17 protein-coding genes are annotated in these 24741 nt (G+C 39.5%); 8 read left to right on the top strand and 9 right to left on the bottom strand.

Annotated elements, in window-relative coordinates; translation table 11 throughout:
• The 4 genes from EZJ28_RS15395 to EZJ28_RS15380 all read left to right on the top strand — a co-directional run.
• Positions 1-4101, top strand: a 4101-nt coding sequence (locus EZJ28_RS15395; protein ID WP_131399500.1) for an HYR domain-containing protein, incomplete at its 5' end; no start/stop codon positions are given.
• Positions 4102-4113: 12 nt separating this feature from the next.
• On the top strand, positions 4114-5025 hold the full coding sequence (locus EZJ28_RS15390) for a type IX secretion system membrane protein PorP/SprF (protein ID WP_131399498.1): 912 nt from the start codon (positions 4114-4116) through the stop codon (positions 5023-5025).
• A gap of 18 nt (positions 5026-5043) precedes the next feature.
• Positions 5044-6906 (top strand): OmpA family protein, encoded by a 1863-nt coding sequence (locus tag EZJ28_RS15385; RefSeq protein WP_131399496.1) that lies wholly within the window; start codon positions 5044-5046, stop codon positions 6904-6906.
• A gap of 518 nt (positions 6907-7424) precedes the next feature.
• Positions 7425-8912: a S41 family peptidase gene (locus EZJ28_RS15380; RefSeq protein WP_131399494.1), complete on the top strand. Its 1488-nt coding sequence runs from the start codon at positions 7425-7427 to the stop codon at positions 8910-8912.
• A 364-nt stretch (positions 8913-9276) separates the two neighbouring features.
• Here the strand turns inward: EZJ28_RS15380 and EZJ28_RS15375 are convergent, their stop codons facing one another.
• From EZJ28_RS15375 to pyrR, 5 genes are all read right to left on the bottom strand, one after another.
• Positions 9277-9783: a CAP domain-containing protein gene (locus EZJ28_RS15375; protein ID WP_131399492.1), complete on the bottom strand. Its 507-nt coding sequence runs from the start codon at positions 9781-9783 to the stop codon at positions 9277-9279.
• A gap of 175 nt (positions 9784-9958) precedes the next feature.
• A complete protein-coding gene (locus tag EZJ28_RS15370) occupies positions 9959-10867 on the bottom strand; it encodes a ribonuclease Z (protein ID WP_131399490.1) in 909 nt (302 codons plus the stop codon).
• 39 nt (positions 10868-10906) lie between these two features.
• A complete protein-coding gene (locus EZJ28_RS15365) occupies positions 10907-11239 on the bottom strand; it encodes a ribonuclease Z (RefSeq protein WP_131399488.1) in 333 nt (110 codons plus the stop codon).
• Between the two features lie 63 nt (positions 11240-11302).
• Positions 11303-12235 (bottom strand): aspartate carbamoyltransferase catalytic subunit, encoded by a 933-nt coding sequence (locus tag EZJ28_RS15360; protein WP_131399486.1) that lies wholly within the window; start codon positions 12233-12235, stop codon positions 11303-11305.
• 7 nt (positions 12236-12242) lie between these two features.
• Positions 12243-12782, bottom strand: a complete 540-nt coding sequence (gene pyrR / locus EZJ28_RS15355; RefSeq protein WP_131399484.1) for a bifunctional pyr operon transcriptional regulator/uracil phosphoribosyltransferase PyrR — start codon at positions 12780-12782, stop codon at positions 12243-12245.
• 175 nt (positions 12783-12957) lie between these two features.
• On the opposite strand from pyrR, the gene EZJ28_RS15350 reads away from it, so the two are divergent.
• Positions 12958-13566 carry a hypothetical protein gene (locus EZJ28_RS15350; protein ID WP_131399482.1) on the top strand — a complete coding sequence of 203 codons (609 nt, stop codon included), beginning with the start codon at positions 12958-12960 and terminating at the stop codon, positions 13564-13566.
• A gap of 8 nt (positions 13567-13574) precedes the next feature.
• On the opposite strand, the gene EZJ28_RS15345 is transcribed toward EZJ28_RS15350, so the two are convergent.
• Entirely contained in the window at positions 13575-14582 is a 1008-nt protein-coding gene (locus EZJ28_RS15345) for a carboxylesterase (protein ID WP_131399480.1), read from the bottom strand.
• A 93-nt stretch (positions 14583-14675) separates the two neighbouring features.
• Here EZJ28_RS15345 and EZJ28_RS15340 point away from each other — a divergent pair, with 93 nt between their 5' ends.
• The 3 genes from EZJ28_RS15340 to EZJ28_RS15330 all read left to right on the top strand — a co-directional run bounded on the left by EZJ28_RS15340 (position 14676) and on the right by EZJ28_RS15330 (position 19250).
• A complete protein-coding gene (locus EZJ28_RS15340) occupies positions 14676-15527 on the top strand; it encodes a GNAT family N-acetyltransferase (protein ID WP_131399478.1) in 852 nt (283 codons plus the stop codon).
• A 275-nt stretch (positions 15528-15802) separates the two neighbouring features.
• Complete coding sequence (locus EZJ28_RS15335; RefSeq protein ID WP_131399476.1) at positions 15803-18868, top strand: PAS domain S-box protein; 3066 nt, start codon at positions 15803-15805, stop codon at positions 18866-18868.
• A complete protein-coding gene (locus EZJ28_RS15330; RefSeq protein ID WP_131399474.1) occupies positions 18855-19250 on the top strand; it encodes a response regulator in 396 nt (131 codons plus the stop codon). Before EZJ28_RS15335 ends, EZJ28_RS15330 begins: the two co-directional genes overlap by 14 nt.
• A gap of 107 nt (positions 19251-19357) precedes the next feature.
• Here the strand turns inward: EZJ28_RS15330 and rpsA are convergent, their stop codons facing one another.
• The 3 genes from rpsA to lon form a co-directional block, all read right to left on the bottom strand.
• Positions 19358-21217: a 30S ribosomal protein S1 gene (gene rpsA, locus EZJ28_RS15325; protein WP_131399472.1), complete on the bottom strand. Its 1860-nt coding sequence runs from the start codon at positions 21215-21217 to the stop codon at positions 19358-19360.
• Positions 21218-21422: 205 nt separating this feature from the next.
• On the bottom strand, positions 21423-22124 hold the full coding sequence (gene cmk, locus EZJ28_RS15320; protein ID WP_131399470.1) for a (d)CMP kinase: 702 nt from the start codon (positions 22122-22124) through the stop codon (positions 21423-21425).
• A gap of 90 nt (positions 22125-22214) precedes the next feature.
• Positions 22215-24665 carry an endopeptidase La gene (gene lon, locus EZJ28_RS15315; protein WP_131399468.1) on the bottom strand — a complete coding sequence of 817 codons (2451 nt, stop codon included), beginning with the start codon at positions 24663-24665 and terminating at the stop codon, positions 22215-22217.
• Positions 24666-24741: the final 76 nt, after the last annotated feature.

The following is a 24741-nucleotide window of genomic DNA, read 5'->3' as shown; positions in this document are numbered from 1 at the left end:
ATCGGTATCTATACCCTTACCGTAACCGATGCCGATAACGGATGTTTCGGTACCGATACCGTAGAGGTAACTCAGGATATCACTGCTCCAGTAGCAGAAGCAGGAGACAATAAGGAACTAAGCTGTACCATTACTTCGATCACATTGGACGGGTCGGCTACTTCAGCCAATAACAACGCTAATCTTAGCTATGCATGGAGTGGACCTGACGGATTCACCTCCGACTTGCAGAGTCCAAGCGTGGATGCCATTGGGATCTATACCCTTACCGTAACCGATGCCGATAACGGATGTTTCGGTACCGATACCGTAGAGGTAACTCAGGATAATCTTTCAGCTCAGGCTAATATTACGGGAAATGAAGAACTAACCTGTAACATAACTGCCATTATTCTTGATGCCAGCAGTTCTACAACCCAGGGAGATGCTTCCTATGAATGGACTATGAATGACGATGCTACTATAATCGGAACCGGAACTACTTTAGAGGTAACCGAACCAGGTAATTATAGTGTAGTAGTTACCGATAGTGATAATGGATGTTCAAACAAAAAAACTGTAACTGTCACCCAGGATATCGATACACCGACAGCTGATATCCAAGGAAATGGAGAACTAACCTGTATAACTACAAGCATTACTCTTGATGCTAGTGGATCCAGTGTAAAAGGGGATGCTTCATATGAATGGACAAAAGATACAGATCCAACTGTAATTGGAACCGGGAATACTCTAGAAGTAACTGAACCTGGCACTTATAATGTAACAGTAACTGATAGCGATAATGGCTGTACTGCTTCTACTTCTGTAGACGTAACCCAGGATATCGATGCACCAACTGCCGATATTCAAGGAAACGAAGAACTAACCTGTACAACTACAAGCATTATTCTTGATGCTAGTGGATCCAGCGTAAAAGAAAATGCGTCTTACGAATGGACTAAAGATACTGATCCAACTGTAATTGGAACTGGTACTACTCTAGAAGTAACTGAACCAGGTACTTATAATGTGACAGTAACCGATAGCGATAATGGCTGTTCCGCTTCTACTTCAGTAAGTGTAACACAGGATACTGATGCGCCTACGGCCGATATCCAAGGAAACGAAGAGCTTAGCTGTACTACTACCAGCATTATTCTTGATGCAGGTGAATCCAGTGTAAAAGGGGATGCTTCTTATGAATGGACAAAAGATACAGATCCATCAGTAATAGGAACCGGTACTATTCTAGAAGTAACTGAGCCTGGTACTTATTATGTAACAGTAACCGATAGTGACAATGGATGTTCTGCCTCTACTTCAGTAATTGTAACTCAGGATATCCTATCTGTTCAAGCTTCAATCACTGGTAACGAAGATCTGGATTGTAATAACACTTCCATTATTCTAGATGCCAGCAGCTCAACTGTAAATGGAACCGCTTCTTATCTATGGAATACGGGTGCAGAAACTGCTACCATTGAAGTTGCTGAAGCTGGAATTTATTCAGTCCTGGTAACCGACACTGAAAACGGATGTTCTGATGAAACGAAAGTAACAGTGAGTTTTATTGAGGATGCTAATGCTCCCGTAATTACAGAATGTGCTCAAGAATTAAACATTTCTTCAGATGAAGGAGTTTGTACAGCTTCTAATGTGGACCTGGGTATGCCCATGGCCACCGATAATTGTCCTGAAGAATTAACAATAACCAATGATGCTCCTGAAGTATTCAGTTTAGGCCAAACAACCGTTACATGGACAATCACTGATGGCTCAGGTAATACTAGCCAGTGTGAACAAATTGTATATGTTACAGATAATGAGGCTCCTGTAATTACATGTCCTCAAGATGTAACCGTATCTGCTGATACAGGAATCTGTTCAGCTTCTCAGGTTGAACTGGGTATGCCAACAGTAACCGATAATTGTGACGCTGACCTGGAGATAACCAACGATGCTCCCGAAGTATTCGAACTGGGTGACACTACCGTTACATGGACCGTGATAGATAAGGCAGGAAATAGTACAAGCTGTACTCAGCTAGTAACTGTTGTAGACGATCAGGCTCCTGTGGTAGAAACAATGAGCAATATTACTGTTGATAGCGATCCTGGTGTTTGTGGTGCAGTAGTGGAATTCGGAGTTGTTGGAGCTACTGATAATTGTGAACTTGCTTCTGTAGAAGTAACTGAAGGTCTTATTTCAGGATCTGAATTCCCTATTGGAACAACTACAGTAACATATACTGTAACCGATAGCTCGGGAAATACTTCAACAAGCAGTTTTACAGTGACCGTAGAAGATAACGAAGCACCTGAGGTTTCCTGTCCTGAAAACATTACCGCAACTACAGTTACCGGTGAATCATATGCTATTGTAGAATTTGCAGATGCAACCGCTACAGATAATTGTGAAGTAAGCGTTGAACAAACTGCCGGTCCTGTTTCAGGGTCACAATTTCCGATAGGAACTACTACAGTAACATTTACTGCGACCGATGCTTCCGGAAATACTACAGATTGTAGCTTTACTGTTACTATTGAAGATAATGAGGATCCAACTCTGGAATGTCCGTCAAATATTACTCAGGGTGTTGACGCAGGGGTATGTAGTGCAGTTGTGGAATTTGAAACTCCAGCAGGCTTGGACAATTCTGGAGATGTAACAGTAACCCAAACTGTCGGTCCTGCTTCCGGAGCGGAATTCCCGGTGGGAACTACTACGGTAACATTTACCGCTACTGATACAGCCGGTAATACCGCTACCTGTAGCTTTACCGTAACAGTGAATGATGATGAAGGGCCGCAGATTGATAATATGGATAATATCACAGTGAATACTGATGCAGGCATCTGTGGAGCAATTGTAAACTTTAATGCTCCCGGAGCTACAGATAACTGTGGTGTAGAGAGCGTAGTGCTTACCGAAGGACTTGATTCCGGATCAGAATTCCCTGTAGGAGAAACCACAGTTACCTATACCGTTACGGATACTTCCGGAAACACAGCATCCAGCAGCTTTACTGTTACTGTAATTGATAATGAAGCGCCGGCTATAAGCTGTCCTGAAAATATAGAAATGACGGTTGAAAATGGAACAACTTCAGTTGTTATAGAATATGCTGCAATCACCACTACAGATAATTGTGAGGGTACCACAGTAGCGCTTACCGAAGGTCTTGCTTCTGGAGAAGAATTCCCAATTGGTACCACCACTGTAACCTATACGGCGACCGATGCGGCAGGAAATTCAACTTCATGTACTTTCACTGTAACAATAGAAGAGGAAGCTTTACCAAATCCACCGGCAACACCAACAGCTACTGTGACAACGACAGCTACTTGTACTCAGCCAACTGGAACTATTACTGTGGAGACTGCAGAAGGATTGACTTATAGCATTGATGGTGAAAACTATCAGGAAAGTGGAGTATTTGCTGATCTTGCTCCTGGTATTTATCAAGTAACCGCAAGAGATGAATTTGGACAGGTTTCAACTGCAGCAACAATAACGATTGACGAACCTGTAGCAGATGTTATTCAGGTAGCAGCCGATCCGGACCTTTGTGTTGAAGATTCAGTATTCGATCTCTTTGAATTATTGATCGGAGACGTGGATGAATCAGGAACCTGGGTTGATACGGATAATACCGGAGCCCTTGACAACGGATTTATCGATCCTTCTTTAATGGCATTGGGCACCTACACTTTCACTTATGAACTGGAAGGTAATTGTCCATCAAGCACTAACGTTACCGTCTCAATAAACGATGACTGTGTAGTCTTAAGCTGTTCTATCGATGATGTGCGAAACAGTATTTCAAAAGTAATCACGCCTAATGGAGATTCTAGAAATGATTACTTCAAGATAGGTGAAGAACAGGATGGGGTTGATATAGAATGTAACTTCACCTATGATGTCAAGATATTTAACCGTTGGGGAAATGAGATTTTCAGTAAAAGGAATTATCAACCTCGGGATTGGAATGGTTCCGCACAGGGATCAACCTTTGGAGGCTCAGACAACCTACCGGCCGGCACCTACTATTATATAGTTGAAGTTAGAAATTCTGACTTTAAACCAATCACCGGATACATCTACTTAGGAACTAAATAAAAAAGGGAAACCATGAAAAAAGTATATTTAATCATATTGATTTTATTTGTTGCAGCCCCAGGATTTTCGCAACAGCTCCCTCAGTTTACACAATACATGTATAACACGATCTCAATTAATCCTGCCTATGCGGGAAGTAGAGATGGCTTTTCAGCCGTTGGCTTACATAGAAGCCAGTGGGCCGATTTTGAAGGGGCTCCAACTACCCAAACCCTGTCTATTCACTCACCTTTGAGCAACGATAAGGTTGGATTGGGACTTTCTGTCATCAATGACAATGCGGGATACGAAAATTATACCTATGCATATGGAGATTTCTCATATCGCCTTGACCTAAGTGATGACGTAACCTTACGTCTGGGTTTAAAAGCCGGAATGAGCTATTATAATTTGGAAGATGAACTGTTCACAGAGCCTGATGTTCTTGACGACCCATTTTTTCAGGACCAGTTAAACAGGTGGACGCCAAATTTCGGGCTAGGTTTTTATTTGTCGTCTCAAAACTGGTATATAGGAGGATCTGCTCCTAAACTGATCAATAATGACAATAATGAGTTCAGTGAATATCTGGCTCTTGAACAGGTTCATTATTATCTTACCGCCGGATACGTTTTCGACCTTAGCGATAATGTAAAACTTAGGCCTACCACTCTGGTAAAAGCAACTAGCGGAGCTCCTCTGTCGGTAGATTTTACGGCAGCAGCCATCTTTAATGAAAAATTCTTTTTAGGAGCCAGCTACCGTGTGGATGATGCCATAGGAGGTTTCCTGGATGTTCAGTTGTTTGACGGCTTTCGTGCCGGTTATGCCTATGAGTATCCTATCTCAGATATCAGACCATATACTTCAGGTTCCCATGAGGTCCTGTTGATCTATGAATTCAGATTTAAAAACACCAGGTATAAATCACCCCGTTTCTTTTAACCTAAAAGCCTGTATATTATGAAAAACGTTTACTATATATTTTTGATACTCCTTTCCTGCTCCATTGCTACGCAAGCCCAGAGCGGTAAACAAAAAAAGGCAGATAGGCTGTATAACGACTTTGCCTATCTAGAAGCGACAGACGTTTACAAGGAGCTTATAGAAAATGAATACAATGTAGTTAGGAACAGCCAGAAACTGGGAGATGCCTATATGATGCTAAGAAGCCCGGAAAATGCGGTGCATTATTATGGCGATATCATTGAAGACACTACAGTTTCTCCTGAGTATTATTACAAATATGCCCAGGCCTTACGTGCGGTGAAGCGTTATGACGAATCCAGGACATGGTTAAAACGATACCTGGAAAGCGGTAACCGGTCAGATGAGATTGAAACCATGCTGAACAAGACGGAGTTTAAAAGCATGGCAAGTTATAAACTACAGCCTTCCGACTTTAACTCGGACGTGAGTGATTTTGGTGTATTTGTAAAAGATGAAAATCTATACTTCGTTTCGGCAAGAGCTGAAGGTGTAGATGTAAAAGAGAAAACCTATAGCTGGAATGGAGAACCTTTCCTTGATATTTACGTAATGGACAGGGTTTCAGGAACCATTAGTGCCATTGCCGGAGATATCAATACCAAATTGCATGACGGACCCGCCGTGATTAGTCCGGATGGGAATACCATATATTTTACCCGAAACAATTACATCAATAATAAAGAAGGAAAAAGAGATAAAGAGAAGACCAACCATCTTAAATTATATTCAGCTACAAAATCTGGTAATCAGTGGACCAATGTTCAGGAACTACCATTTAACAGCAATGAATATTCGGTTGGCCACCCTTCTATTTCTTCTGATGGCAAGACGCTATATTTCACTTCAGATATGCCTAATGGAATTGGCGGAACTGATATCTATAAGGTAAGCCTTGATGAAAATGGAAACTTTGGAACTCCTGAAAATCTTGGAGAACCTGTTAATACGGAGTTTGATGAGAATTTCCCGTTTATGGATACAGATGGTACTCTGTATTTCTCTTCAAATGGACATGCAGGAGTCGGACTTTTCGACATCTTTCGTTTAAATGAAGAAAACCAGGTGGAAAATGTAGGAGAACCGGTAAACAGTAGTATGGACGATTTTGCCTACTTCCAGGTAGCCGATTCAAGAGAAGGTTATATCTCCACCAATCGTGGAGGAGGGAGTGATGACATTTATGTTTTCAATAAAATGAATCCACTTATTCTGAAAGGACAGGTGACCGATGCGGTGAACGGAAATCCTATTGCCCAGGCTACCGTAAGGATCATGAATCAGGATAATGAACAGATCGCTTTTCTGGAAACTGATACTGATGGAAATTATGAAACCGAGATATCAAGGGATAAGACTTTCCCTGTAGAAGCTAAGGAAATAGAATATGAAACCTTTGAAGGACAAATAAACACCAGCAATACAGATGATAAAGACGAATTGGTATATGATATCCAGCTGCAGCCTGTAACTGATGTTGAATACCTTGCTGAAATAGACAATATTTATTTTGATTTTGACAAATCAAATATCCGTCCCGATGCGGCAAAGGAACTGGATAAACTGGTTGATCTTATGCAGAACGAATATCCGGATCTCGTAATAGAGATCGGGTCCCACACAGACCGACGTGGAAGCAATGCATATAATGAAAAGCTGGCCGAAAGACGTGCGAAATCCACCTATGATTACTTAATTTCAAAAGGTATAGCTCCTGAAAGGATCGTGGAATATAAAGGATACGGAGAAACCAAACCTGCAATAGACTGTGACCGTTGTACAGAAAAGGACCATCAGCTGAACAGAAGGTCTATGTTTAGTGTAGTAAAAATGAAATAAATTTCTAACTAACCTGAAGGAAAGAGGTAGTCTGAATAACCTGTAACCCCTCTGACTGGCACCGGTTAATCCCGGTATCATCACAGGTTTTCAGATAACCTCTTTCTGTTATCTTAATGTCCCAACATTTTAGTTAAGAGATCGGTTACGGGGTTTGAGAAAACAGAATTACTTTTCTAAAGTTCACATCAAAATCGACCCCAACAAATCGATTGTAAGAGAAAAAGGTTCAGCCTCTAGCCTGAACCTTTTTCCATTTTATATATTTCCAATCTTACCCATTAAACCCAAATCTTAAAGAGGTCTAAATACTACGGTTCAAATCCTAAATTCTATTAAAAACCTCTTCTTCCCGATTTTTCGCTGGTTTTTATCAAATCATTATGTTAAAGATCATTCGGCTTTAACAATATTATAATCATTCGGTTTTTGGCATAATTCATGAATTATAAGTAAAAGCTATGAAAAAATTGAAACCTATAGTTCATAAAGATTGTATATCCCGAAAACCATTCACAATGAAGAAGATTATGTTGATTAGCCTAGCTGTGCTGCCCATGCTTTTTGGTTCCTGTGAAAAAGAAGAAACCAATTTTGAGAGTAACAATTCTGAAGCTACAGTAGAACAAACCCAAACCAGTACAAACGAAGATCTTGAAGTGGAGGACTTTATTTATAATGGGCTAAACGAAATTTACCTGTATAAAAGTGAAGTACCTACGCTCGCTGATGACTATTTTTCGAGCGAGGATCAGAAATTCAGTTATCTCGATAATTTCAGTTCTCCTCAAGAACTATTCAATACATTGACCTATAATGAAGATAGGTTTAGCTTCCTTGCTGATGATTACGAGAGCCTGGAGGATCGTTTTAATGGAGTAAGCGGCAGTACGGGTATAAAATACGGGTTAGGCAGAATAGATGGAACAAATAATGTCTTTGGTTACCTACAGTATATTTTACCCGGAACCTCAGCAGAAAAGGCCGGATTGAGCCGTGGGACTATTTTTACAGAGGTAAACGGACAGAAGCTAAGCCTCAATAATTATGAAAGTTTGCTGGATGCCAATCCAATGACTATCAATATTGGAAAGATCGAAAATGGAAAAATCCAAATGACTGAGCAAACGGTAACGCTAACAGATGATCCTTATACTTCCAATCCGGTATATATTTCAAAAGTACTGGAGGTTGAAGGTAAAAAGATAGGTTACCTTATGTACAATAGTTTTATAAGAGACTTTGATGATGAACTCAATACCGCTTTCGGGGATTTGAAAGCGCAAGGAATTTCTGAACTGGTTCTGGATCTGCGATATAATGGAGGTGGTTCTGTAAACTCTGCAGTAGATCTGGCGAGTATGATCACCGGGCAATATGAAGGTGAAGTTTTTATGAAAGAAAGATGGAATGACAAATACCAGCAGCACTTTGAATCTACAGATCCTGAAAAGCTTATTAACCGTTTTGATTCAAGGATCAGGACCGGTGAAACAATCAATAGTCTTAAACTTTCAAAGGTCTATATACTTACCACGAGTGCCACTGCTTCGGCCAGTGAACTAGTTATAAACGGACTGGCCCCTTATATAGATGTAGTGCAGATTGGAGAAACCACTACCGGCAAATTCCAGGCATCCGTTACCCTTTATGACAGCCCTGATTATACAAAAAATAATATCAATGAAAATCATACGTATGCCCTGCAACCTCTGGTGTTTAAATCTCTAAATTCACAGGGTAAAACCGATTATATTAACGGACTAAATCCGGTTATAAAATATATAGAAAACCTCGGAGATATGGGTACCCTGGGAGATCCCGATGAGCCTATGTTGCAAATGGCGTTGAATGTTATTCTAGGACGAGCTCAAGCAAAACAGGATGAGTCGGCTTATAAGAACGCCCAAAAGTTTAAACCAATTGATCAGGGTGAAATGAACGAACCGGATTTTCAAAGAATGTATATTGATGAGATACCCCCAATACTAAACAGGAATCAGTAAGATTCCCCGAAAAAAATCCCACTCTCAGGTGGGATTTTTTATTATTTATAAGGTGGAACCTTCAATGTATACTCCCTCTAGTAATATTCTTTTTTGGAACTCCTCCGTAAATGCCTGTAAATACTTTCCACATTAGATAGAGTACTATATATTAATCTGTTATACTCTTACATCTTATTGTCGTCCAGGCATTGAAATAAGGCCAAGAATAGAATAATAACAAATACTTAAGATAACCATTAACCTTTAAAATTTAGTTCACGAGTCTGGTCACAGGATTCTTTTTTGCTAAGGAATAAAAAAAAAGGGCCAGCCTCTAGCCTGAACCCTTTTTTAGATTTGGGGGGAAAACAAAACTTGCGGTTTATTTTTTTATAAAGATATTCGTGAAATAATTCTTTCCATCTGCATCCTGCCTTACGGAAATTCCAAAGTGGGTATGACTACCTTCAATGTTCTCCTTATGGCCTTTACTCTTTAACCAGGCATTTACAACAGCATCAGCTGTTCTGTAACCAAATGCTACATTTTCGCTAACAGTCTGTGCTCCAACCTCATTCATCAAGTAAGAAGCTCTTTGCGAGAAGTTCTCGTGACTTACAGAACCTTTCGCAATCATATACTCATTATGATCTTCAGATTCCAGTGACAGTTCGGCAAGAGGTTTTAGTTCATTTAATCCAAGAGCTTTCCGATATATATTTAAGTCTTCAAGCACCTCTACCTCCATCGCCGTATATTGATATTCAGCTTTTTTTGTTACGACCTGATTATAGGCAGTTACCTCATCTTCTAGATTATCTTTTGAACAAGACGTAAGAAACACCGCACAAAAAATTAACATAAATCCTGTTAACGTAATTTTCTTCATAGGTTCAAATGTTAGATTCAGGGAAGATAAATGTACACATTTTATCGACTAAAGACACTCAAACCTTAATAAAAAACTAAATATGCAGAAATTTTAACATTTTCTGTAAGAATTTACAGTCATATAATTCATTTACAGTCGATTAACTACCTAAAATACAAAGAAGAAAATTGTGTTATTCAACGGTTATTTCTTTACCGTCATCGGCTAAAATAATTTCAGGAAAGATAGGGGCGGCCTCAGTTCTGAAAAGCTCAATATCATCATATCTGGTAGAATAATGGCCAAGGATAAGCTTCTTCACCCCGGCAAGCTTTGCGATAGTAGCTGCCTGCCTGGCGGTAGAGTGTTTGGTAGGAAAAGCCAGATCAAACTCATCTTCGAGAAAAGTAGATTCATGGTACAGGGCTGAAACGTTCTTTACCAGAGGAACTATATCCTCATCGTACACAGTATCGCTGCAAAAGGCATATGATCTGGGTGGTGGTGGATCGGCAGTAACAAGGTGGTTCGCAATAAGCTTTCCGTCCTCAGAAACAACATCCTTTCCCTTTTTCAGGCTTTTATACAGGGTCTTATCAATATTATATTTTACCGCTTCATTAATCAGTAGTTTACGGTCCCCCTCTTTTTCACGAAAAAGGAAACCGTTGGTGTAAACCCTATGTTTAAGCGGAATAGTACTTACACTTATCTTAGTATCCTCAAATAGAAGTTGTGGTTCTTTGGAAGTAAGCTCATGAAAAATAAGAGGATAGTTGGTCCATGAGTTAGCGAGTTTCAACTGAAGGGTAATGATCTCCTTTATCCCTTTAGGTCCATAGATATGCAATTCAGTTTCCCGATTCAGTAAGCGGAATGTAGACACAAGTCCTACAAGACCGTAAAAATGATCGCCGTGCAGATGGGAAATGAAAATATGCTTTATTCTGGAAAATTTGATCCTGTTCTTTCGAAGCTGTACCTGAGTACCTTCTCCGCAATCTATGAGGAAAAGATGATTGTTCACTTCCAGCACCTGTGAGGTGGGATTGGTGAAGCTCCGTGGAGTAGCAGCATAACAACCCAGAATGGTAACTTTCATTGAAAAGTTTTTTCGATTGAAGAGAATAATTCTTAGAGTTTAAAACCCTAGATCCCTCTGGATTTCATCCATCTGTATCATATCTTCAGCTTCCTGAAGTGTAGGAACCACAATTAGTTCATCTGGTAGTTCATCAATACCCACCGTATTTTGCAAGATTACGAAGCTCTTATTCTGAGTTCTGTGATAATTGGATATTTCCAAAAAACCTAACAGACTTTTATTCTCGATATTTTCATGATGCAGCAGATCTACCACAACATTCTCATCTTTAAAATCATCATGATGTTTGGTAATATCTGATGAAAAATCAGTTAAGGAAGCGCCGTCATTCTCAATAAGAAGATAATTTTCTTTTCTGGCAATTTTCATCTTTAATATCTGTTTTAAGCTTTTAAAGTTAACAAAAACCTGTTTTCAATTAAAGAAAGTAGGTTATTGTTTAATCCTGGAAGCTAAAAGATAGATCACAGCCATTCGTACAGCCACACCATTTTGAACCTGATCCAGAATTATGGCATTATCAGAATCGGCTACATCACTGGTGATCTCCACCCCGCGATTTATAGGCCCGGGATGCATAATAATGACTTCCTTATCCAGGCTTTCAAGAAGTTTTTTATTTAGTCCGAACTGTTTAATGTATTCGCGTGTGCTTGGAAAATAACTAATATCCATCCGTTCGTTCTGAACCCTAAGCATATTGGCTACATCACACCACTCCAAAGCAGCTCTTAGATTGGTTTCTACTTCTACTCCTAAAGACTCAATATATTTTGGCAATAAGGTTTTAGGTCCGCACACTTTTACTTCAGCTCCCTGAAGTTTTAAAGCGAAAATATTGGAAAGAGCTACCCTGCTATGAAGAATATCTCCCACTATGACTATTTTTTTTCCCTTTACCTCTCCCAGTCTTTCCCTGATGGAATAAGAGTCCAGCAATGCCTGGGTTGGATGTTCGTGAGCTCCATCTCCAGCATTAATGATACTTGCCTTAACATGTTTGGAAAGAAAGATTCCCGCTCCGGGATTAGGATGGCGCATCACTACCATATCTACCTTCATGGAAAGAATGTTATTTACGGTATCTATAAGTGTCTCTCCTTTCTTAACAGAAGACGAAGCCGCAGAAAAATTGATCACATCGGCACTAAGACGTTTCTCAGCAAGTTCAAAGGAAAGCCGGGTTCTCGTGCTGTTCTCAAAAAAGAGATTGGCTATGGTTATATCCCTGAGTGAAGGAACTTTTTTGATGGGACGGTTAATAACTTCTTTAAAATGATCGGCTGTTTTGAAGATAAGATCAATATCCTCCCGCTTCAGGTATTTGATTCCAAGTAAGTGGTTCACACTTAATTCGCTGCTCATTTTTTATCTATTTTGAAACAAGGTAAACGGCATCTTCTCCATCATTCTCCTTCCAGCTTACCTTTACTTTTTCTTCATTAATCGCATCTACCTGTGTCCCATTATAATCTGGCTGAATTGGTAAATGCCTGCTAAAACGCCGGTCTATCAAACTCAATAACTCAATTTCACGAGGCCTTCCGAAAGATTGAATTGCAGTTAAAGCCGCCCGGATACTACGACCGGTATAAAGCACATCATCGATAAACACTACACGCTTATCTTCTACTATAAAATCTATCCTCGTCTTGTTCGCCTCTAGTGGCTTCTCTCCTCTTCTAAAATCATCACGGTAAAAGGTGATATCAAGCTGACCTGTTTTGATATCTTTTAGATCATATTCTTCCTGGAGTATTTTTTCAATACGATTGGCCAGAAAAATCCCTCTTGGTTGAATACCAATAAGGACAGTTTCTTTAAAATCAGTGTGTTTTTCAACTAACTGGCAAGCCAAACGATGTAGAATGATGTTAAGTTGGTTAGAGTCCAATAGTACTTTCCGGCTCATAAGACTATTTGTAGATTGCAACAAAAGTAAGGTTTTTTTTGAATAAGATAATAGCATTTGCCTCTACAAAATCTCTTGAATTTTGAAGAGATAGAAAACACGGTTTTTATTAAATTTAGATTAATGTCCGCTTTAGTGGTAATGACATTCCTGTTTATAATTTGAAAAATCAAAGATGTTCAGCAGTAAAGAGATAAGGTGGTTCACTAAAAATGAAGACAAGGTGATAAGTATCTGGTTCAGTCAGAAGAAAATTGATTTCAATAATGCAGCAACCAGAACAGACTTTTATCTTCCCCTTCCCGGTAAGGAGGATATTGGAATAAAATTAAGAGAGGGAAATATTGAGATAAAACACAGGATAGCTGAACCTGAAAAAGGTCAATTCAGTAAGAATACTCAGGGTTATTTTGAAAGATATACAAAATGGAGCTTTTCAACTCCATCAGATGATCTTTTAACCAGGCAGATCATACATGAAAAACGATATGACTGGCTGGAAGTCAAAAAAGAACGAATGGGACTTAAACTCAAGGAAGAGACTAATGGAAAAATAGACTTGCTCCCCATTGACAGGCAGATCGACTATGGTTGCCAGATTGAATACACACGAATAACGATAAATAATAGAACCTGGTTTACATTCGGACTGGAATGGTTTGGAGAAAAAGAGTTGAAAGTGGATTCAGAATTGCTCAATGATATCCTGGGTAATACCGTTTTTAATATTGGATCTTCCATGGGCTACGCCGAATTTCTCAACAAAGGAATATTTAAGGATTGAGTGCTGGATTAATTTTCAGGGGAAAGAGTTATATCCAATTTTCCTCGCAAAAAATCAACGATCTCCTTTTCTACAATATCAGTGTCCTTTGATTTGATATCACTTCCTATAAAATGGGTTTTTGGCGTTTCCAGAGGTTTGAGTTCCACCAGAGAATGCGGTGTTTTAAACAACTTATGAGCCTCGTTATACTCACTCACTTCTACATGCTGATCTTCCTGTAAAAAATTCTTATGATAATATAATGTAAGCACGGGACAGCTGATTTTCTGAAAAGTTTGAGGTAGCATGGTATTACCAACCAAAACTTGCAAATCTACGAGAGCTTTTGAAGGATATACCGTATCCCAATACTGTACGGCTATAGGTTCATCGTGGTTAATCTTTTTACTTTCGCCAAAGGAGATCAAATTGGCTATCTCATATCCCCACGGCGATTCCAGTACAAAAGTCCCGGGCACATCATCTTCGATATTTGGCGAAAGATTTATTAATGCAAACACCCGGTCCGGGTAAACAGCAGCAAGCTTAAGGGCCAGTGTACCCCCGGTTGAAGTGCTCATAATTATCACCTTTTTCCCAAGCTTCTCCCCTATCGCCAACGCCTCCTTCGCCGATTGCCAGGCATTTTCGGCAGAGAAGTTTTTTAACGCGGCACTGGGCCTTAAGCCATGACCGGCCCACCGTGCAAGAAATAGATTAGCTTTAAGAGTATCGGCGATATTGACGTTCACAGGGTAACCATCACGATAACTTCCGGCAAATCCGTGAAGATAAACCACGCTGTATTCGGTTACTACTGCTTCTTCATTAGCCCAGATAATCCTGGCTTCATTATCCTTTCTAATACTGAAAGAATCTTCCTTTTCCTGGATATAGGCCTCCAGTTTTCCAAGGTCTGACGGCAATTCTGGAAGTTTCGTGGAAAAGTCAGGTTTTCGAGGAACGGGGCCGGAGAAATAACCAATTATGATTCCAGCCAGAATGAACAGAATGATCCAGTAGCGTTTTTTCATCGGTCAATTATAGCCAATTGAATTGATAATATTGAATATAATATTCTCTTTCTTTGCAGAAATATTATACTTATAGCTTCTAAAAAGACACTTATGTCCATAGAATTTAGACTTTTAAAAGGTATCCCATTATGCGACCTGGCACAAGCCTTTAACAGGTCTTTTTCAGATTATATGATTCCTCTTCAACTTTCGGAAGAACAACTGGCAAAGAAGATGAAAAACGACGGGGTAAACCTGGAAATCTCAGCCGGTGCCTTCATAAATGATGAGTTGATTGGTTTTATTCTTCATGGAGAAGGAAAGTTTAATGGCAAAGCTACTGCTTACAATGGAGGTACAGGAGTCATCCCATCCATGCGAGGTAATCAAATCACTAAGAGACTTTACGAATACATTCTTCCTATTCTGAAAGATGTGAAATTAGAGCAATCTGTACTGGAGGTAATTTCTTCTAATAGCGGAGCCATAAAGGTCTACGAAAGTTTAGATTTTGAACAGACCCGGAAACTTATTTGTTTTAAAGGTGCTGTTTCTAAAGAAACAAGCGGGCTGCCGGAGTCTTTTACCCTTAATGAACCAGATTCTATAGGTTCAGTTAATTCCAAAGATTTTTGTGACTGGACTCCTTCCTGGCAAAATTCCTGGGAAGCCATTGAACGCTCAGGAGCCGATCTAAAGATCATAACCGTTGAAAAGAATGAAGAACCCGTGGCCTATATAATTTATAGCCCTATTACCTCTAGGATATCACAGTTTGCAGTGAAGAACGAATTTCGCAATCAGGGAATAGGAACCCTGCTTTTCCAGGAATTATATAAAAGAACAGATAAGGATCTCTCAATAATTAATGTTGATTCTAAAGCTTTCAAAAGTATAAGTTTTCTCAAGGCGCTAGGTCTAAAGGCCAGTATTACACAGTATGAAATGCTGAAGAAGTTTTGAATCCTAATTTAACAATGGTCCGGTCTTATTCCTGTATATACTTTCTATTATCATCTGGTCTGATGTTATCAGTATTTTTAAAATGAATAATTAAAAGTTATGGATATAGAATTGAGCCTTTAGGGCTTTGCTTATATTTAAACAAAAGTTAAAATTTTAAGATTTAGCATTTAAGAAGAGTAACATTATTGAATATTAAAAAACTTTATATTTTATTGCACCCCAATTAGATACCCCAAAAATCTAATTGCCCAAATTGACTTAACCTTACAAGAATGAATGAAGTTGAAGAGAGGAAATTCTCCATTTTATGCGAGAACCTTAATTTATTTGAATTTACGCAGCAGTATGGTCTTGACGGAATAGTGATATTTAATTTGCACGCCCCCCATAGTTCGTGGATAAATCCAAAACTCCGTTCCGTCCTGGGATACGACAACAGGCCCTCCCCAGAATTAAAATTCAGCGATCTGTTAACCTCTTCCAATCTGGCCGAGCTATCCTCCTACTTAAATACAGAATTCCCTACAGACATAGAAAATCCTTTTGAGGGGACTGTTCAGCTTAGGAACACCTCTGATAATTTTTTGACCTTCAATTACAGGATTGTGTTATTAAAAGGCACCAATCCGGAAGTAATTATGGCTCTTGAATTAGCAAAAGATTCAAATGTCTCAATTCATAACCTCAATAAAGAACTAACCCGATACAAGAATATCCTTAAAGGAACAAACCTGGCCACCTGGCAATGGAATGTCCAAACTGGAGAAACCATATTTTCTGAAGAATGGGCAAATGTTCTGGGATACCGCCTTGAAGACTTAGCTCCAACGTCAGAGAGCACCTGGTCAACCCTGTCACATCCGGATGATCAAAAAGTATGTGATAACTTAATTAAAGCACATTTTAGAGGTGAGAGTGAGTTCTATGTAAGCGAAGCCAGGATGAAACATCGATCCGGTAAATGGATATGGGTAAAAGATCAGGGACAGGTAGTTACCTGGACCATTGATGGAAAACCTGAATGGATGACAGGCTTTCATGAAGAGGTCACTGAATATAAAGAGAGACTTGCACTTAAAAAGCTTTTTATAGACGAAGCTCCAAGCGCGATTGCCATGCTTGACAATGAAATGAGATATATTGCTGCTTCTAACAAATGGATTGAGGATTATAATCTTCAAGGCAGGGAGGTTCTGGGGAAATCTCATTACGATATATTTCCAAACCTCAGTGATGATTGGAAAGAGATTCACCGGGATTGTCTTCGCGGGAATACCCATAAGCGTGAGGAAGATAGCTTTGTTAGAGAAGATGGCGCCACACACTGGTTAAGTTGGGAAGTTAAACCCTGGTATAAAGGAGAAGGTGAAATTGGTGGAATACTCATGCATACAGCTAATATTACACCTATAAAAGAGGCAGAAAAAGAAATATTTGAAAAGAAACAATTAATGCAAACGGTCCTTAATAGTATAAATGTAGGAATCGTTGCCTGTGACGCTCACGGAAAATTAAACCTCTTCAATAAAGCAACCAGGCATTGGCATGGTATTCCAAAGCGTGATATTCCCGAAAAAGATCTATCTAATTATTATGGTTTATTTCATGCGAAAGACGACAGGGAACTTAAGGCTAAAGATATTCCACTACTTAAGGCTTTAAGAGGAAAGAAGGTAGAAAATGAGGAGATACGAATAATTCCAAAGGAGAATAAAGAAAGGATTGTCTCCGTGAACGGATCACAGTTACTGGATGAATACGGGCATGTAACAGGAGCCGTTGTGGCAATGCATGATATTACGGAAAGGATCGAGGCAGAGAACAGAATTCGAATAAGTGAGGAAACTTTTAGAGGAAGCTTTGAGCATGCAGCCATTGGAATGGCTACAGTGAACCCTGATGGAAGATGGATTAAAGTTAATCAAAGGGTGTGTGAAATTGTAGGGTACGAACGGGAAGAATTGCTGAATCTCACATTTCAGGATATAACTCATCCTGACGATCTGGATGCGGATCTGAAACTTCTGGAGAAGCTGGTGGAGGGCGAACGGGATTATTACCATATGGATAAAAGGTATTTCCATAAAGAAGGGCATATTGTTTATATCCATCTGGCAGTCTCACTGGTAAGGGATAAATACGAAGAACCTCTTTATTTTATAGCTCAGATACAAGATATCAGTCGGCGTAAAATGGCCGAGAAAAAGCTATCTCAAACCCTGGCTAAGCTTGAAAGCCTTCTTGAAGCCAGTACACAGGTAAGTATCATTGCCGTGAATAAAGAAGGAATTATTACGACATTCAATAAAGGTGCAGAAAACCTACTGGGATATTCCAAAGATGAAGTAATAGGTAAAGAAACACCCTCATTTATTCATTTAGAGGAAGAAATGGAAAGGATATCTAAAAAGATCAGTCCATCCAATGAGCTACTGAAAGGCATGGCAATCTTCGCAAAACTTGCCGAAATCAATGAATACGATACCAGGGAGTGGACATACGTTAGAAAAGATGGTATTAGCTTCCCGGTACAGCTTACCGTCACTTCGATCAAAGAAGATAAGGAAACCATAGGCTATCTAGGAGTAGCAACAGATATTTCTGGCCTTAAAAAAGCTGAAAAGGAGATTAAGACCATATTGAAGCTTACGGAAGACCAGAACGACCGATTGAAGAATTTTGCACACATCGTATCTCATAATCTAAGATCTCATTCGAGCAATTTCGGAATGTTGCTGGAATTATATATACAGGATCACCCCGAGCAGGCCGAAAATCAAATTATACAGATGCTTACGAAGGCTTCAGGCAACCTGAAAGAAACGATTGAACACCTAAATGAAGTAACTGCCATTAATACCTCAGAAAATGAACAATATACCTGTTTAAACCTGAAAAGCGCCGTGGAGACCGTATTGAGTTCGGTAAGCGGAATTATTGAGGAAGCGAAAATCAGGATTCTGAATGAGATCCCTCCTCATATGGATGTTAATGGAGTCTCTGCTTATTTGGAAAGCATATTACTTAATTTTACCACTAACGCTATAAAGTACAGGGGTCGAGAAAAAAGTTCTTATATAAGGTATTTCGCTGAAGTTTCAGGTGATTATATTAAGTTGAGTATAGAAGATAATGGCCTGGGAATAGATTTAAAAAAACACGGTGAAAAACTATTCGGAATGTATAAAACGTTTCATAGACATCCCGATTCCAGAGGTATAGGTCTATTTATAACTAAAAATCAGATTGAGGCTCTCGGAGGAAAGGTAGCCGTAAAAAGTGAGGTGAATTCAGGGACAACTTTTGAGATATATTTAAAGAGATATGAAAAAAATTGATATTGCCTGTATCATAGATGATGACCCGATCTTTGTATTTGGTACCAAAAGGATCATGGAGCTGGCTAATTTCTGTGAGAATTTTACGGTCTTTCCTAATGGAGAAGAAGCAATAAATCATTTAAAACCAATTATGGAAGCCGGAGGTCCCAGTATACCTGATGTTATCTTGCTGGACCTTAATATGCCCATTATGGATGGATGGCAATTCCTGGATGAGTTCACTAGTATCCCTACGAAAAAGAAGATCATTATCTACATAGTCACCTCTTCCATTAATCCTGAAGACATGGAAAAGGCGAAAAAATATGACAGTATCAGCAATTACCTGGTAAAGCCAATAAGTGTAGAAGACCTGAAAGATATTCTGGAAAATATGTAGGCCACTTAATTATAGGTTTACCAGTCTACTCCTCTTTAATTCTTTAAATAAAAAAAAGCCTCCCTGAATCAGGGAGGCTTCTTTATTTATCAAATATCAGGAAAAGATTACTCTTTACCTTCCATTTTATCCTTCAATGCCTGAAGATCTGCATTTACATCACCAATAGTGGTTTTGTCTGCATTTTGAGCAGCAGCTTTCTTAGCAGCCTGCTTAACGATCTTTTGCTCTTCTTCCTTATGGATCGCAGCATGAGAAGCTACCACTCTCTTGAATTCCTTATTGAATTCAATGATCTGGAATTCTGCTTCTTCACCCTTCTTAAGTTTGCTACCATCTTCTTTTTCAAGATGTCTTTGCGGAACAAATGCAGTGATATCTTCGTTGAAGTCTATAGTAGCTCCTTTGTCTACGATCTCATCGATCTTAGCGGTATGCTTAGTTCCAACACCGTAGTCTTTCTCATATTTATCCCATGGATTATCTTCGATCTGCTTGTGTCCAAGGCTAAGTTTTCTACCTTCAACATCAAGTTCAAGAACAACAACCTCCAGCTTATCTCCTACATTGCAGAATTCAGATGGGTGCTTGATCTTCTTGGTCCATGAAAGATCAGAGATATAGATCAATCCGTCGATTCCTTCTTCAAGCTCTACGAACACACCAAAGTTGGTGAAGTTACGTACGATACCTGTGTGTTTAGAACCAACAGGATACTTGGAAGTAATATCAGTCCATGGATCTGGAGTCAATTGCTTGATACCAAGAGACATTTTTCTATCTTCCCTGTCCAGAGTAAGTATCTGAGCTTCTACCTCATCTCCAACGTTTACGAAATCCTGAGCAGATCTCAAGTGAGTACTCCAGCTCATTTCAGAAACGTGGATAAGACCTTCAACACCTTCAGCTACTTCAATAAATGCACCGTAATCTGCGATTACAACTACTTTACCTTTAACCTTGTCACCAACTTTCAAGTTCTCATCAAGAGCATCCCATGGGTGCTGGCTAAGCTGCTTAAGACCAAGCTGAATTCTTGTCTTAGACTCATCAAAGTCAAGAATTACAACGTTAAGCTTCTGGTCAAGTTCAACGATCTCATTTGGATGGTTGATTCTAGACCAGCTAAGATCTGTAATGTGAACAAGTCCGTCAACACCTCCAAGGTCAACGAATACACCATAAGAAGTGATATTCTTAACGGTACCTTCAAGTACCTGACCTTTTTCAAGCTGACCGATGATCTCTTTCTTCTGCTCTTCGATATCTGCTTCGATAAGCGCTTTATGAGATACAACAACGTTTTTGAATTCGTGGTTGATCTTAACCACTTTGAATTCCATGTTCTTACCAACGTAAGCATCGTAATCACGAATTGGCTTAACATCGATCTGCGATCCTGGAAGGAAAGCTTCGATTCCAAATACGTCTACGATCATACCACCTTTGGTACGACATTTAATAAATCCGTTTACTACAAGGCTCTCATCGTGAGCTTTGTTAACACGCTCCCATGCTTTGATCACTCTCGCCTTACGGTGAGAAAGAATCAACTGTCCGGTAGCATCTTCACGAACATCGATCAATACCTCAACATCATCCCCTACTTTAAGGTCCGGGTTATAACGGAATTCGTTAAGAGAGATAACTCCTTCACTCTTCGCGTTTATATCGATGATTGCATCACGGTCGGTGATATTGATCACTTTCCCGGTTACAACTTCGTCGTCTAAAGTGTCTACGAAATTCTCTTCAACCAGCTTTTCAAATTCTTCCAGCTTCTCATCGTCGATAGGATCGATTCCTTCTTCGTAATTGTGCCAGTTGAATTCTTTAAGGAATTTTTCAGGATTTTCCTGTTGTTTTTCTGCTTCAGGTTGAGAATCGGTACTCATACCGGCTACATCCTGAACTTCAAGATTTTCAGTGTTCTCCTGAACTTCTTTGTTTTTGTTTTCTTCAGCCATTACTGACTATAAAATTTGTATTCTGAGTTTCTCCGGAAATCTTTGAAGCAAATTAGAAACCTCAGAAGTTGTTTATAATTTTGATTATCAAACCTTTTTGGATTTCCGGTGTTCTGCCAAAAAGGAGTGCAAAAATACACAACTAAAAAAAAATCCGCAACTAATAATGGAATTAATTGCGGATAAGTATTTTAATGAAATATAATTAAGAATTCACTTCTGCTATTTTATCTTTTACAATCTTTAAAACTTTATCGAACTGTTCTTCCAGCTCCAGTGTTGAATTATCGAATTCAATAGCATCATCAGCCTTTCTAAGAGGTGAATCTTCCCTCGTAGAATCCATAAAATCACGGTCTTTTACATTCTTCAGTACTTCCTCATAGCTGATATCATCTCCCCTGCCCATAAGTTCATCATAACGTCTCTTAGCTCTTTGCTCCGTTGAAGCCGTCATAAAGATCTTTAACTCCGCATCAGGGAATACAACAGTGCCTATATCACGCCCATCCATCACGACTCCTTTGTCTTTGCCCATTTCCTGTTGCTGGTCCACCAACATTTTCCTTACTTTGGGAAGAGCAGAAACCCTGCTTACATGTTTGGAAACTTCCATATACCGAATCTCTTCTTCTACATTTTCATCGTTTAGATAGATCTCTCCATAGCCTTTATCCTCATTGAATACGAATTTCAGATTTATAAACGGCAGGTGTCTAATGATCGCCTCTTCATCAAAATTCCCTTCAGACACGAATACCTTCCGCATCATATACAATGTGACCGCCCTGTACATGGCACCGGTATCTACATACACATAACCCAACTCTTTAGCCAGGCGCCTTGCGACCGTACTTTTACCTGTAGAGGAAAATCCGTCAATGGCAATCGTAATTTTTTTCTCCATTTAAATCAATTTTTCTGTGGCAAAGGTAGGTTTTTCCAAACGCTATTCCAGACTAAAAAAAAGAAAAGCCCCTGTTTACGGGGCCTGTCTTTATAGTTTCTTCGCGTTCTTTACATTTTCATCTGTGATCGCTATATCTATCACATCGCTCATCTCTTTCACATAATGGAAAGTGAGTCCCTCAAGGTATTCTTCTTTTATCTCTTCCACATCCCGGCGGTTATCTTCACATAAAATGATCTCTTTGATACGTGCTCTTTTCGCTGCCAGGATCTTTTCCTTGATTCCTCCTACCGGTAATACTTTTCCTCTCAAAGTTATCTCCCCGGTCATCGCGATGCTCTTCTTAACCTTTTTCTGAGTAAACAAAGAGACAAGGGAGGTTAACATCGTGATACCTGCGCTTGGACCATCCTTAGGAGTTGCCCCTTCAGGCACGTGGATGTGTACATTGTACTGATCAAATATGGAAGGAATTATTCCAAGCCTTTCAGCATTTGCCTTTATATATTCCATGGCGATAGTGGCCGACTCCTTCATTACCTTACCCAGGTTACCGGTAATACTCAGATTACCCTTCCCTTTTGAAAGTATGGATTCTATAAATAGAATATCTCCCCCAACACTGGTCCATGCAAGTCCTGTAACAACTCCCGCTACTTCGTTATGCTCATATTTATCGCGCTCCATTCGCGGACTACCCAGGATCTCTATCACATCGTCATTTGATATCCTTACATTATACTCTTCCTCCATCGCGATGTTCTTAGCCGCATAACGAACCACCTTGGCGATTTGTTTTTCCAATCCCCGAACACCAGACTCTCGTGTATAGCCTTCAACGATCTTTTCCAGCTGCTTTTTACCAATTTTAAGATCGTCACCGCTCAGTCCATGCTCTTCAAGCTGTTTAGGTAGAAGATGCCTTTTCGCGATCTGAACTTTTTCTTCAATGGTGTATCCTGTAACCCTTATAATCTCCATCCTGTCCCTTAGTGCAGGCTGAATACTGCTAAGAGTATTACAGGTTGCGATGAACATAACCTTTGAGAGATCAAAGCCCATCTCAAGGAAATTATCGTGGAAATCGCTGTTCTGTTCCGGATCAAGTACTTCCAGTAATGCTGAAGACGGGTCGCCCGCATTCCCTATGCTTAATTTATCAATCTCATCAAGCACAAAAACAGGATTACTCGTCCCGGCTTTTTTCAGACTTTGAATAATACGCCCAGGCATTGCACCTATATAAGTCTTTCTATGGCCTCTTATCTCAGCTTCATCCCTTAAACCTCCTAAAGAGATTCGCACATATTCCCTTCCTAATGATTCGGCAATAGATTTCCCTAAAGAAGTCTTACCAACTCCGGGGGGACCATACAAACATAAGATAGGAGACTTCATATCGTTCCTTAGCTTAAGGACGGCAAGATATTCTATGATTCTTCTCTTAACATCATCAAGCCCATAATGGTCGCGATCTAATATCTTCTTAGCTCTTTTAAGATTGAACTTATCCTTGCTAAATTCATTCCACGGCAGATCAAGAAACAGGTCGAGATAATTTCTCTGAATTGAATATTCGGCTACCTGGGGATTCATTCTTTGCATTTTGGAAAGTTCCTTCTCAAAATGATTCTGAACATCTTCACTCCATTTCTTATCCCTGGCCCTTTCACGCATTTCTTCTATCTCACCTTCATGCGATACGCCACCAAGCTCCTCCTGGATGGTTTTCATCTGCTGATGAAGGAAGTACTCACGTTGCTGCTGGCTCATATCACTCTGCACCTTGCTCTGAATGTCATTCTTAAGCTCAAGTTTCTGATGCTCGGTATTCATATGTTTAAGAGTGGCAAGTGCACGATCTTTAAGATCGTTTGTTTCCAGTAATTTCTGCTTCTCCTCTACCGTCAGGCTCATGTTGGAAGAAACGAAATTGATGAGGAAAGAAGTACTCTCTATATTCTTGATCGCAAAAGAAGCTTCAGAAGGAATATTCGGACTTCCTTTTATAATCTGGAGCGCCAGATCCTTAATAGAATCTATGATCGCCGAGAATTCAGCATTATCTTTTTCCGGTCTTGTCTCAGGGACTTCGGTAATAGTAGCATTCATATAGGGCTGCTCAGTTACCACTTCTGTGATCTGAAAACGCTTCTTACCCTGTATGATCACAGTGGTATTACCATCTGGCATCTTCAAAACCCTCAATATTCTTGCAACCACCCCTACCTTATTGATGTCTTTCCCTCCAGGGTTTTCAACCTCTTCATCCTTTTGTGATACTACTCCAATGATCTTACTGCCGTTATTGGCATCATTAATCAGTTTTATGGATGCATCCCTACCAGCAGTAATTGGTATTACTACACCGGGGAAAAGCACTGTATTTCTTAAAGGAAGTATTGGTAGAGTTTCGGGCAGATTCTCTTTATTTATTTCCTCTTCATCTTCAGGGGTCATTAAAGGAATTAATTCTGCATCTTCATCAATTCCCTGGAATGACAAACTGTCAATATTTGTAAACTTTGTTTTCGCCATAATTTCGTTTAAGTCAAACTGTCACCAAAATTAATAATCCTTAATTTTGAGAAGTTCACTGAAAGCCTTGAAAAAT

It is taken from the genome of Gramella sp. KN1008, assembly GCF_004332155.1.
Taxonomy (GTDB): domain Bacteria; phylum Bacteroidota; class Bacteroidia; order Flavobacteriales; family Flavobacteriaceae; genus Christiangramia.
This window is presented reverse-complemented; position numbering and strand designations above follow the sequence as displayed.

Excerpts from the sequence above, each read along its gene's own strand:
- EZJ28_RS15385 (WP_131399496.1), top strand. The coding sequence starts at position 5,044 with ATGAAAAACGTTTACTATATATTTTTGATACTCCTTTCCTGCTCCATT.
- EZJ28_RS15370 (WP_131399490.1), bottom strand. The coding sequence starts at position 10,867 with ATGAAAGTTACCATTCTGGGTTGTTATGCTGCTACTCCACGGAGCTTC.
- EZJ28_RS15340 (WP_131399478.1), top strand. The coding sequence starts at position 14,676 with ATGTCCATAGAATTTAGACTTTTAAAAGGTATCCCATTATGCGACCTG.
- EZJ28_RS15380 (WP_131399494.1), top strand. The coding sequence starts at position 7,425 with ATGAAGAAGATTATGTTGATTAGCCTAGCTGTGCTGCCCATGCTTTTT.
- EZJ28_RS15390 (WP_131399498.1), top strand. The coding sequence starts at position 4,114 with ATGAAAAAAGTATATTTAATCATATTGATTTTATTTGTTGCAGCCCCA.
- EZJ28_RS15365 (WP_131399488.1), bottom strand. The coding sequence starts at position 11,239 with ATGAAAATTGCCAGAAAAGAAAATTATCTTCTTATTGAGAATGACGGC.
- cmk (WP_131399470.1), bottom strand. The coding sequence starts at position 22,124 with ATGGAGAAAAAAATTACGATTGCCATTGACGGATTTTCCTCTACAGGT.
- rpsA (WP_131399472.1), bottom strand. The coding sequence starts at position 21,217 with ATGGCTGAAGAAAACAAAAACAAAGAAGTTCAGGAGAACACTGAAAAT.
- lon (WP_131399468.1), bottom strand. The coding sequence starts at position 24,665 with ATGGCGAAAACAAAGTTTACAAATATTGACAGTTTGTCATTCCAGGGA.
- EZJ28_RS15360 (WP_131399486.1), bottom strand. The coding sequence starts at position 12,235 with ATGAGCAGCGAATTAAGTGTGAACCACTTACTTGGAATCAAATACCTG.
- EZJ28_RS15350 (WP_131399482.1), top strand. The coding sequence starts at position 12,958 with ATGTTCAGCAGTAAAGAGATAAGGTGGTTCACTAAAAATGAAGACAAG.
- EZJ28_RS15345 (WP_131399480.1), bottom strand. The coding sequence starts at position 14,582 with ATGAAAAAACGCTACTGGATCATTCTGTTCATTCTGGCTGGAATCATA.
- EZJ28_RS15335 (WP_131399476.1), top strand. The coding sequence starts at position 15,803 with ATGAATGAAGTTGAAGAGAGGAAATTCTCCATTTTATGCGAGAACCTT.
- EZJ28_RS15375 (WP_131399492.1), bottom strand. The coding sequence starts at position 9,783 with ATGAAGAAAATTACGTTAACAGGATTTATGTTAATTTTTTGTGCGGTG.
- pyrR (WP_131399484.1), bottom strand. The coding sequence starts at position 12,782 with ATGAGCCGGAAAGTACTATTGGACTCTAACCAACTTAACATCATTCTA.
- EZJ28_RS15330 (WP_131399474.1), top strand. The coding sequence starts at position 18,855 with ATGAAAAAAATTGATATTGCCTGTATCATAGATGATGACCCGATCTTT.